The sequence below is a fragment of the Microcoleus sp. N9_B4 genome (assembly GCF_036701635.1).
Taxonomy (GTDB): domain Bacteria; phylum Cyanobacteriota; class Cyanobacteriia; order Cyanobacteriales; family Microcoleaceae; genus Microcoleus.
Genome location: NZ_JAUBRC010000042.1, coordinates 1 through 10422 on the forward strand (window position 1 = coordinate 1; position 10422 = coordinate 10422).

A 10422-nucleotide genomic window follows, 5' to 3' on the forward strand; every position below is an offset into this window, starting at 1 on the left:
TTTGTGTGTTTTTCTGTCTATTTGGAAACAGAACACCTGTTTTTAGGTTGAAGATAATCCCCAATTATAATTGGGGGGAATCGATACAGAAAAAACTTATATTTAACTCTGCTTGAATATATCGTGAGCTCCTGTTCTTGGCTGGCGATCAATTATTCAGCAAACCCTACATAGAAAATCATTTAGGATTGCTATAGTAGCCTCGATAAGTTTTTTGTCAACTATGCCGAATTGTCCCGTTTGCTCTTGTGCCCGCACCGTGAAAAACGGTCATATTCACAAAGGAAAACAAAGATTCCAATGTTACGAGTGTGGTCGGCAATTTGTGGAGAATCCAGACAAGAAGGTGATCGACTCAGCGACCAAATAACTAATCGACAGATTATTGCTAGAACGCCTCTCTCTTGCCGACATCGCCCGTGTCCTCAAGGTTTGGGAGCCATGGCTCTAAGATTATGTTAACCGGAAATACGCCCTCTTTACCCCGAACCGTACAGGTGTCATCAAAAAAAAAGGAAAGCTAACGATTCAATGTGATGAATCATGGTCATTTGTAGACAATAAAGGCAATAAACAGTGGATCTGGTTAGCCTTAGACGCCAAGACCCGTGAAATTGTCGGGTTTACATTGGGGCAAGAGACTCTGCAGCCGCGAGTGAATTATGGAAATCCTTACCGCCGGTTTATCGACCATGTGCCGTCGCCTACACGGATTTCTGGGCGGCTTACTCGAAGCTGTTACCCAGCAAGCGACATCAGGCGGTCGTCCAAGAGATGGGTAAAACCAGTTATATCGAGCGCTTCAATAACACTCTCCGACAACGGGTGTCTCGTTTGGTACGAAAGACCTGATCTTTTTCCAAGTCGTTAAAGAATCACATCGGTGCGATTTGGTATTTTATCCATCACTACAATTTATCATTACTTGTTTAGGACTACCAACAAAAGCTTTGGCTTATCCGGAAGTGCAGCTACTCAATCTCACTATTCCCATCATTATTGAGTCCACTAAACTCACAGGTTTTCACCGAGATCCAGCCGATAAAATCATTGTGGCAACGGCGAGGATTTGTGGGTGTCCGTTACTAGCTGCTGATGCAAAAATTATAGCATATCCTGATGTACAGACTCTTCCGTGAAGGTAAAAAATGCCTTTTTATTCTCTGACTTTTGCTGCCACCTTGAGGAAACAGTAAGGGTAATCGCTCTTTTCTTCCTAAAGTGCGATCGCCCTTATCTAACTTCTCTTCTCCTCACATTACTAAGCAACTGCAAGTTCATATTGCAGAACTAAAATTTCATCAGCTTTCAACATAGCCATAGCATATTCACTCCCTTGACTATCAGCAAACTCCACTAAATACTGACATTCCTTTCCCGTATCATACACTTCAACAATAGTTCCCACAAGTCCAACTGGCAAACTAGAAATAGATGCGTATTCTGGTTCCACTAGCGCTAATCGCGTATTTGAAATCGGCTTGAGAATCGCAACAGAATCCAAAACTCTAAAGTGTTTTATCATAGTTTAAGAAAAGCTGAAATCCAACAAGGGTTAGAATTAGTTGAAGTAATTTCCCAGAAGTACCTTCTCAAGGTCTTTAGGGGCAGGTTTAGTTAGGATATACGCAATCGCAGCGAGTTTACCCATTTCACGCACCCGCCCTCCCCACGCTAGGATTTACCCCTTACTTCGGCCTTAAGTTCGCGCTGCTAAACTCAGAAGCCACAATCATCGACCCAATCCCCGCATCCGTAAATATTTCTTGCAGCAAAGCATGAGGAATTCGACCGTCAATAATGTGAGCACCCTTCACACCCTGAGCCAAACTCCGCACACAACAATTAACTTTCGGAATCATCCCCCCAGAGACAACTCCCGACTCAACCAACTCTCTTGCTTCTTGAATATCTAACTTAGCAATCAGACTCTCTGGCTTGTGATAATCCTCTAAAATTCCCGCAGTATCAGTCATCAAAATCAACTTTTCGGCTCCCAAACCAGCCGCAATTTCTCCAGCCACCGTGTCAGCATTAATGTTGTAAGATTGACCGTTTTCATCGGCTGCCACGCTCGACACCACCGGAATATAACCGCTGTTTACCAAAGACTCCAAAATCTGAATTTTCACGCCGCTGACTTCACCCACAAACCCAATTCCTTCCCGGCCATCTGGACGAGCTTGAATCAGATTGGCATCCTTGCCACACAGTCCCACTGCTTTGCCACCAGCTTGGTTGATTAACGAAACAATTTCCTTATTTACTTTCCCCACCAAAACCATTTCCACAACTTCCATTGTTGCCGCATCAGTCACTCTCAAACCATCCTTGAATTGCGGCTCAATTCCCAATTTTTCCAGCCAAATATTAATTTCCGGGCCGCCGCCGTGAACCACAACCGGACGCATCCCCACGCAAGCTAGCAGCACAATATCCCGAACCACCTTGTCTTTGAGAGTGCTATCTTTCATCGCCGCACCGCCATATTTGACCACTATGGTGCGACCGGCAAAGTGTTGAATGTAAGGCAGTGCTTCGGACAGCACCTCTACTCGATTAGTGTCCGAATTCCTAACAAAATCGCTTTGTTTGAGCATGGGTAAATTACAAAAGACTAAAAACTTAATTCTAAACTTTAATGGCTAAAGCACATATCAACAGCCACAAAAATCACTTTTTCCCTTGATTTTATCGACGCGCAGGCTCGATCGCCTTTATTGAACCCCATCCTCAAAAAATTCATAGGTTTTTTTAATAAAAGCATTAAAATTTATGTATTATAACTTATACATTTTTTGCTACAGTCAAGAAATGTATAACTCCCTAGATTTACTTAACGTTTTATGTTAACTGCTGTCGCCCAAGACTCCGAAAACCTTCAGTACAAGCTACCATCAGAGGCTGACTCGTCCCCCCGGATGACGGTATTTTGCGATTTAGACGGGCCCATAGTCGATGTGTCCGATCGCTACTATGCCACCTATCAACAGGGATTAGCCGATACTCAAGCAGCTTATCTTGCTAGGGGAATCAACCTCAACCTTCAAATCCTCAGCAAACAGCAGTTTTGGCAAATGAAACAAAACCGAGTACCCGATGCTGAAATCGCCAAAAGTTCTGGCTTGTCGGGAGAAGAAATTCACGTTTTTCTCGGATGCGTCAGTCAGATTGTCAATCAACCAGACTTGTTGCACTTAGATCGTATCCAGCCAGGAGTGCAATGGGCGATCGCACTTTTGCACTCCCGCGGCGTGAGGCTGATTTTAGTCACTCTGCGGCCGAGAAATCAAGCCGTTCAACTGTTACAAAATTACGGTTTAGCCAGACTGTTTACCAGCATTCGCGGAACTCAGATGCCGGATGCCGCCTATCACAACTATACAGCCTTAAAAACTGAATTGTTGGCTGAAGTGGCAGAAGAATTTGAGTCATCGCTGGGTTCAGCTTGGATGATCGGAGATACAGAAGCAGACATCCTCGCAGGACAAGCATTGGGAATACCTACAATTGCCGTTACCTGCGGAATTCGCAGCCGCTATCAACTCCAAAAGCACCAGCCTAATTTCATTCTCAGCGACTTGATTATTGCCGTTCATCACTTATTAGGTTCGCGCCAACAAGTCATAGTAGAATGACTACAGTTAACTGTTGACTGTTGACTGTTGACTGTTGACTGTTGACTGTTGACTGATGACTGATGACTGATGACTGATGACTAATGACTAATGACTAAGATTTTTCTAAATTCCTGGTCATTTCCCACAAGCGATTGAGGGGAAAATAAATCACCGGAGCCCAAAGACTGCTAAGAATAGCAGAACACAAAGCCACTCGCTGGTGATAGCTCCAAATTTCCAGTAAAGCCCGATCGCCCATAGAAAAAAATTGCAGCCCCATCACCGTTTCCGCTACCACCGCCATCCCAAACACAATTAACGCGATCGGAATCGGATCTCTCTCAACAATATCTGCCGGAATCGACCAGGTTTTCTGCAAAACAACTGTTAAGACTCCTACAACAACTAGACTGACAGCATGGGTGGGATGAGGAGCCGTCATCGCATCTTGAAGAAACCCCAAAACCAAGCCCATGCTAGCAGCTCCCCAAACTGTACGTTTCCGCTTAATACTCCAAGCTACCAACCAAATTAACAGCCAGTTCGGTCCAATTCCCAGCAATTCCATTCCCGGCATCCGAGTGGGCAATATCAGTATGCACAGCATCACAGATAGAAATGTAACTGCGAAGTTGAGAAATTGGCGCGATCGCGAAGACATCCGAGATAAAGCTTTCATTGCTGCTGTGCTCCCTCAGATGGTGCAGAAGATTGACTCTGCGAATCCTTCGGTTCGGCTTGCTTAGAGTGGGGGTAAACCACCGCCCACTCCAGAGCATTCATCGGTGCAGAGAACTCAACCACAGCTTCTGGAGCCGGAGTTTTATTCATATCCACCGAAACCACTTTTCCCACAGGCAAACCAGGAGGGAACAACTGACTGTAAGAAGAAGTTGAAACCACATCCCCAGGCTTGACATTGGGAACATTCTCAAAAAACTCCATCACCGCCTGATTTCCGCCTTTCCCGCGCATAAAACCCATGTGGCGACTGCGGGTAATTCCCACACCCAATTGACTCGTAGCGTCGCTGACTAACAGCACCAAGCTAGTATTAGGAGTAACGCTGACAACTCTGCCTACTAAACCGCCGGGGCCCATGACAGTAAAATCTGTTTTGATGCCATCCTTACTGCCGCGCCCCAAGGTTACTTGCTGCCACCAGTGGTCGGCGCTGCGACCGACAATAGGAGCTACAATCCCTGCTGGTTTCTTAGCCGAAACGTAACCTAAAAGCTCTTTTAGCTTCTGATTTTGATTTTCTACTTCTAATAGCTGCGCTTGCAATTCTTGAGTGCGCGCCGAGATGAGTTCCTCTTGCGCCGATCCGTTGGCGTGAAACGGACGAGTCACCCAATTGTAAACTTCAAATATGGCCGCACCTTGTGTTTGTCGAACTCCCCAAGCGGCAGTTACAGCGAAACCTAGAAGAGCAATTTGTAGCCGCAGATCCCACCACTTTCGGAATGTATTTTTTAGCATAATTTCACTAATCTAAAATTGTTAAGTCAGGATTTTAGATTTGAGATTGCAGCCGTATTTCTAAATCCACAATCCCAAATTTTTTAACTACATATTACGCGACGACTGCCCGCTGAAAACCCGTTCCAACTGTTTGTTTTCCAATACTCTACCAGTTCCCAAAACCACGCAGCACAGCGGATCGGCGGCCACGTGAGTGACAATTCCTGTTTCGTGACTGATCAGAGTATCTAAACCTTTCATCAGCGCGCCACCACCAGCCAGCATAATTCCCCTGTCAATAATATCTGCTGCTAATTCCGGCGGGGTGCGTTCCAAAGTACGTTTGACAGCTTCCACAATTACTGAAAGCGGTTCCGACATACTTTCGCGAATTTCTGGGCCTTTGATAGTAACAGTTCGCGGCAGACCCGACAGTAAGTGCAAGCCCCGCACTTCCATCATTACATCGTCATCCTCTGGAGTTGGATATGCAGAACCAACCTGAATCTTAATTTCTTCAGCAGTGCGTTCGCCGATGACCAAATTGTGAACTTTTTTCATGTATTGGACGATCGCCTCATTGAGTTCGTCGCCGGCTACCCGCACAGACTCACTGATCACCGTACCTTGCAAACTCAAAACCGCAACTTCCGTCGTACCCCCGCCGATATCTATAATCATATTGCCAGTCGCCTCAGCAACCGGCAGTCCAGCCCCGATCGCCGCAGCGATGGGTTCATCAATTAACCGTACTTCTCTAGCACCGGCCTGAGTCGCCGCCTCAATGACAGCACGCCTCTCGACTCCGGTGACACCGCTGGGGATGCCAATAATTATCCGCGGCGAAACTAAGCTTCGGCCTTCGTGAACCCTGCGGATAAAAGTCTTGAGCATTAGTTCCGCCGTATCGAAGTCTGCAATTACCCCGTCGCGAAGCGGGCGCAGTGCTATGACATTCCCTGGCGTGCGCCCGAGCATTTTTTTGGCTTCTTCTCCAACAGCCAGCGGTATTTTTAAGTCTTGGTCGATCGCCACTACAGAAGGTTCCTGCAGAACAATACCTTTGCCCGATACATAAACGAGCGTGTTAGCAGTACCGAGGTCGATACCCATATCTCTAGATAACGAAAATCGATTGAGAAGACCCACTGATTCGTACCCCCCCCAAAAACTAAAATACTATTGTGTGCAATAATGTTGTTACAAAAGTGTAACCGAGGTGGATTCTATTACGTTTTTCATCCTGAGTCTAGTCAGAAATGTACATTGTCGAGCTCAGGTTGAGCGCAGACTTGCCAATCATCCACCATCAATATGTTCTCCTAACTGGGTGTACAATCAGGATGAAGCCTCATAAGCGTTGTTCCAAGTTCAGTTTGGAGGCTAATGCGCGTGTGGACTGTTTAACTACATCACCGATCGACCACATTCCCAAAAAAGTTTATGAGTCTTAATGTTGTGACTTTAGTAGGCCGCGTCGGCGGCGACCCGGACGTGAAGTATTTTGAGTCCGGTACAGTTAAGTGCAGTTTGACGCTGGCAGTGAATCGCAGAACCAAGAACAGCGATCAACCAGACTGGTTCAATCTGGAAATCTGGGGCAAAACAGCGCAGATTGCTGCTGACTACGTTCGCAAAGGCTCTCTAATTGGCGTAACAGGCTCTTTGAAGTTCGATCGCTGGCAAGACCGCAATACCGGTTCAAATCGCTCGAAGCCGATAATTAAGGTAGACCATTTAGACTTGCTGGGTTCCAAACGCGACAACGAGTCGGGTATGTCGCAACACAACAGCGAATTCTAGCGTTTGCGGAATTTGGGAAGTAATATTTGTGAATTGGGTGGGTGCTTGTGACTTCAGAAAAGCTAGAAATTGTTCAAACTGAGTACCAAGCTGGGCAAGTAGCTTTTGAGAGTGGCCGGTATGCTCAAGCTGTGCAGAGTTTAGAAACAGCTACCGGTTTAGTCGATCGAAATTCCCGGTTGGGCGGCGAGGTGCAGATGTGGCTAGTGACAGCCTACGAAGCCTCTGGCAACACAGAAAGGGCGATCGAGCTTTGCCGCAAGCTCACCCGCCATCCCCGCCAAGAAACCCGCCAGCAAGCAAAGCGCTTGCTGTTCATTCTCGAAGCTCCCAAACTTACTATCCCTCCTGAATGGATGGTGAAAATCCCCGATTTGGCAGCTTTAGATGAAAATCAATCAATCAGTTTTCAAGCCAATCCAAACGCTGATATCAAGTACGCTAAACCCAAGCCAGTCGTACCAGAGCCTGTAGATTTGAGTCAGGTTAATACGAAAGATAATAGGTTTGTCTGGGTGGCGTTAATTGCGATCGGGCTAATTTTAGGCGGCTTATTTCTTAGTTATTAATCATTTTTGGAAGTGGATTCGGGAAAAAACCCAGTTTCTGTGGTCGGTTGGTAGCGATCGCCAGTTCTTGAGTATAGTGCGAGATGTGAGTTAACATAGGAGTAAAAAAGCTCCACATCCCGATCGTCCGCGATCGCGATAAGCTGTGGGTTCCATCTACAATCTACAATCTAGAATCCGATGACTTCACTCCCACCCAACCGCGCCAAAACACTCAAAGAAGCTTACCGCGCTTGCGATGTCAAGCCTCTAACGGGCGATGATATTGCGCGATATTATGTGGATTTGTCCGCAGTACGCAACACAGTAGCGATCGACGATGTTAGCACGGATTTGGATCTTCAAGAACCGGGAGAATTTAACACAATTTTGTTTACCGGACATCGGGGATGCGGCAAAAGTACAGAGTTAAAACGCATTCAGTCGCGGTGGGAAAATGACTATCGGGTGATTTACATAGAATTCGATCAGGAACTAGATGTTCTTGATGCAGAATATACCGATTTATATTTGCTGTTTATCAACAAAGTAGCTGATGATTTAACTAAATTACGATTGAAGTTTGATTCCAAACTTTTAGAGCGTTTTGAATCGTGGTTTAAAGAAGTCACTAAAGAAACAGAAGAAACTGTTCAATCTTCCGTTAGCATCGAAACTGAAGCAAGTGCAGGCGCAGAAATTCCCTTTATTTATAAGTTGACAGCCAAATTGCTCGGTCAAATCAAAGGTTCTAGTCAACAAAAAAAGTAATTCGGGAAACTCTTCAGCGTAATCTGTCCCGCTTGCAAACAGATATTAATTTGTTATTGAAAGATGCTTTTGAGAAGCTGAGACGAAAATATCCCGACCGCTATCAAAAAGGATTTTTGGTGATTGTTGATAACTTAGATCGGATTCCTCCCAATGTTGCCAATCATTTGTTTTTTGATTACGCTCCTCAACTCCAAGAACTAGACTGTACAATTATCTATACAGTGCCGATTTCGGTAATTTATTCCTATAAAAATGTCAGCAATTTGTTTGGTAATCCCAACATCGTGCCAATGGTGAATATTTATGAATTCAATCGCAGTGAGTGCGATTTAAATTACAATCAGCAAAGATTAGAGGGAGTTGCCAGTTTGATCGAAAAACGGGTTGATGTTAGTGCCGTATTTGACGATCGACAACAGTTGCTAGATTTGGCAAAAGCTAGTGGCGGTCATGTGCGACAATTGATGCAGACGACTAGATCGGCTTTTCGCACAGCCATTACTCGCAAACACAGTAAAGTTTTGGCTGAGGATGTCACTTACGCTTTGAAGCAACAGCAATTTGACTTTGAAAGGTCTACTCCTACGGCAGAATATTATACCATATTAGCGCAAGTTTGCCTCAAAAAAGATATTGATAAAGATGAAATCGGACAAACTTTATTATTCAATATTTCCGTTTTGGAATACAACGGCAATAGTCGGTGGAATTATGTCAACCCACTCGTAAAACAAAGTTATGCTTTCCAACAAGCCCTGGCATCAATTCAAGGAAATCCCTGAAATATACCAGCAAAGGATTGTTGAACTCAATCAAGAGTCTTTCGATCAATTGCTGACGTTTGTCGATATTGTTCCCGACGATGCCTTTGATTTGGGATTTATCGACTGTAATTTTGCCAGGGATAGAGATGCGATTATTCAGGCTTTAATTAGTCATCCCGATTGTCAAGAGATGCAGTTTGAGGTTTGGGATTTTCCCGATCCTGAGATGCGCTTTTTGATGGATGAAATTCTTAAGGTTTTGCCAACAGTCAAAGTTCAACCAGACAAAAAGTTGATTGTCATTGTGCGGGGATTGGAAAATGCGATCGGGATGACGGGGGAATATCCGCCGATGCTGGTAGATTTTAATTGGGTGCGAGATGCTTATCCGGTTAAAGTTCCGCATCCCATGATTTTTTGTTTGCCGGATTATGCGATTACGCGAGTTGCTAATTATGCGCCGGATTTCTGGGCCTGGAATTCGGGAACTTTTGTGTTTAAAACTCCTGTAAATACTAGAGATGATGCGATTTCTCAAACTCTGGATGCTAGCAAAGGGATTAGCAATTGTGAGTTGCCGGAAAAGCAGGAACGGATCGATTTATTAAAACGGTTATTGATTGAATATACTCCCTCGAATGGGCGCGAGGAAACTCCAGGGGATTTGAAAACTCGCATCAGGGTTTTGAATGAGTTGGGAGTTGCCTATCGCAGTCGGAGTGAATATAAAACTGCAAAATACTATCTGGAACAAGCGTTAGATTTGGCGAAAGATGATGAAGAGTTCATATCTTTAAAAGCAAATACTTTACATGAATTAGGATGGATTCAGGACAATTGGGGAAATCCCAAAAAGGCGATCGCATTTTATCAAGAATCACTCGAAATTTACGAAAAAATTGGCAATGTTCAAGGGAAAGCTGCTACTTTGCACCAACTAGCAGGAATCTATGCCAATCAAGGGGAAGTAGAACAGGCGATCGCATTTTATCAACAATCTCTCGAAATTTACGAAAAAATTGGCAATGTTCAAGGGAAAGCTGCTACTTTGCACCAACTAGCAATAATCTATGCCAATCGAGGGGAAGTAGAACAGGCGATCGCATTTTATCAACAATCTCTCGAAATTTACGAAAAAATTGGCGATGTTCAAGGGAAAGCTGCTACTTTGCACCAACTAGCAATAATCTATGCAAATCAAGGGGATGTAGAAAAGGCGATCGCATTTTATCAACAATCTCTCGAAATTTACGAAAAAATTGGCGATGTTCAAGGGAAAGCTGCTACTTTGCACCAACTAGCAATAATCTATGCAAATCAAGGGGATGTAGAAAAGGCGATCGCATTTTATCAACAATCTCTCGAACTTGATGAAAAAATTGGCGATGTTCAAGGGAAAGCTGCTACTTTGCACCAACTAGCAATAATCTATGCAAATCAAGGGGATGT

General features: G+C 44.6%; 11 protein-coding genes and 1 pseudogene. 7 read left to right on the forward strand and 5 right to left on the reverse strand.

Features of this window, described 5'->3' with window-relative positions; all coding sequences use genetic code 11:
• The first annotated feature begins 223 nt into the window (after nt 1–223).
• Nucleotides 224–933: pseudogene (locus tag QUA43_RS23630) on the forward strand (IS1 family transposase).
• A gap of 328 nt (nt 934–1261) precedes the next feature.
• Here the strand turns inward: QUA43_RS23630 and QUA43_RS23635 are convergent.
• Nucleotides 1262–1525 (reverse strand): DUF4926 domain-containing protein, encoded by a 264-nt coding sequence (locus QUA43_RS23635; RefSeq protein ID WP_333376932.1) that lies wholly within the window; start codon nt 1523–1525, stop codon nt 1262–1264.
• A 163-nt stretch (nt 1526–1688) separates the two neighbouring features.
• The gene (argB, locus tag QUA43_RS23640) at nt 1689–2600 is read right to left on the reverse strand and encodes an acetylglutamate kinase (RefSeq protein WP_333376934.1); all 912 of its coding nucleotides are present in this window, start codon (nt 2598–2600) and stop codon (nt 1689–1691) included.
• A gap of 246 nt (nt 2601–2846) precedes the next feature.
• Here argB and QUA43_RS23645 point away from each other — a divergent pair, with 246 nt between their 5' ends.
• Nucleotides 2847–3638 (forward strand): HAD family hydrolase, encoded by a 792-nt coding sequence (locus QUA43_RS23645; protein ID WP_333376936.1) that lies wholly within the window; start codon nt 2847–2849, stop codon nt 3636–3638.
• A gap of 94 nt (nt 3639–3732) precedes the next feature.
• On the opposite strand, the gene mreD is transcribed toward QUA43_RS23645, so the two are convergent.
• The 3 genes from mreD to QUA43_RS23660 all read right to left on the reverse strand — a co-directional run bounded on the left by mreD (nt 3733) and on the right by QUA43_RS23660 (nt 6197).
• Nucleotides 3733–4299 carry a rod shape-determining protein MreD gene (gene mreD / locus QUA43_RS23650; RefSeq protein WP_333376937.1) on the reverse strand — a complete coding sequence of 189 codons (567 nt, stop codon included), beginning with the start codon at nt 4297–4299 and terminating at the stop codon, nt 3733–3735.
• Complete coding sequence (mreC, locus tag QUA43_RS23655; protein ID WP_333376939.1) at nt 4296–5102, reverse strand: rod shape-determining protein MreC; 807 nt, start codon at nt 5100–5102, stop codon at nt 4296–4298. The genes mreD and mreC overlap by 4 nt, the downstream gene beginning before the upstream one ends.
• Before the next feature lie 87 nt (nt 5103–5189).
• Complete coding sequence (locus QUA43_RS23660; RefSeq protein ID WP_006632285.1) at nt 5190–6197, reverse strand: rod shape-determining protein; 1008 nt, start codon at nt 6195–6197, stop codon at nt 5190–5192.
• A 330-nt stretch (nt 6198–6527) separates the two neighbouring features.
• On the opposite strand from QUA43_RS23660, the gene QUA43_RS23665 reads away from it, so the two are divergent.
• From QUA43_RS23665 to QUA43_RS23685, 5 genes are all read left to right on the forward strand, one after another.
• Entirely contained in the window at nt 6528–6887 is a 360-nt protein-coding gene (locus tag QUA43_RS23665) for a single-stranded DNA-binding protein (protein ID WP_333376941.1), read from the forward strand.
• 47 nt (nt 6888–6934) lie between these two features.
• A complete protein-coding gene (locus QUA43_RS23670) occupies nt 6935–7456 on the forward strand; it encodes a tetratricopeptide repeat protein (protein WP_333376942.1) in 522 nt (173 codons plus the stop codon).
• Between the two features lie 180 nt (nt 7457–7636).
• Nucleotides 7637–8206, forward strand: coding sequence for a hypothetical protein (locus QUA43_RS23675; RefSeq protein WP_333376944.1), 570 nt, complete (start codon nt 7637–7639; stop codon nt 8204–8206).
• A gap of 50 nt (nt 8207–8256) precedes the next feature.
• On the forward strand, nt 8257–8991 hold the full coding sequence (locus tag QUA43_RS23680) for a hypothetical protein (RefSeq protein WP_333376945.1): 735 nt from the start codon (nt 8257–8259) through the stop codon (nt 8989–8991).
• Nucleotides 8948–10422: tetratricopeptide repeat protein (locus tag QUA43_RS23685; protein ID WP_333376947.1), on the forward strand; the 1475-nt coding region annotated here is incomplete at its 3' end. The genes QUA43_RS23680 and QUA43_RS23685, both read left to right, overlap by 44 nt.

Bases quoted from the DNA above. Each gene is read 5' to 3' on its own strand.
- QUA43_RS23660 (WP_006632285.1), bottom strand. From the start codon at position 6,197: ATGGGTATCGACCTCGGTACTGCTAACACGCTCGTTTATGTATCGGGC.
- QUA43_RS23645 (WP_333376936.1), top strand. From the start codon at position 2,847: ATGTTAACTGCTGTCGCCCAAGACTCCGAAAACCTTCAGTACAAGCTA.
- mreC (WP_333376939.1), bottom strand. From the start codon at position 5,102: ATGCTAAAAAATACATTCCGAAAGTGGTGGGATCTGCGGCTACAAATT.
- QUA43_RS23675 (WP_333376944.1), top strand. From the start codon at position 7,637: ATGACTTCACTCCCACCCAACCGCGCCAAAACACTCAAAGAAGCTTAC.
- mreD (WP_333376937.1), bottom strand. From the start codon at position 4,299: ATGAAAGCTTTATCTCGGATGTCTTCGCGATCGCGCCAATTTCTCAAC.
- QUA43_RS23665 (WP_333376941.1), top strand. From the start codon at position 6,528: ATGAGTCTTAATGTTGTGACTTTAGTAGGCCGCGTCGGCGGCGACCCG.
- QUA43_RS23635 (WP_333376932.1), bottom strand. From the start codon at position 1,525: ATGATAAAACACTTTAGAGTTTTGGATTCTGTTGCGATTCTCAAGCCG.
- argB (WP_333376934.1), bottom strand. From the start codon at position 2,600: ATGCTCAAACAAAGCGATTTTGTTAGGAATTCGGACACTAATCGAGTA.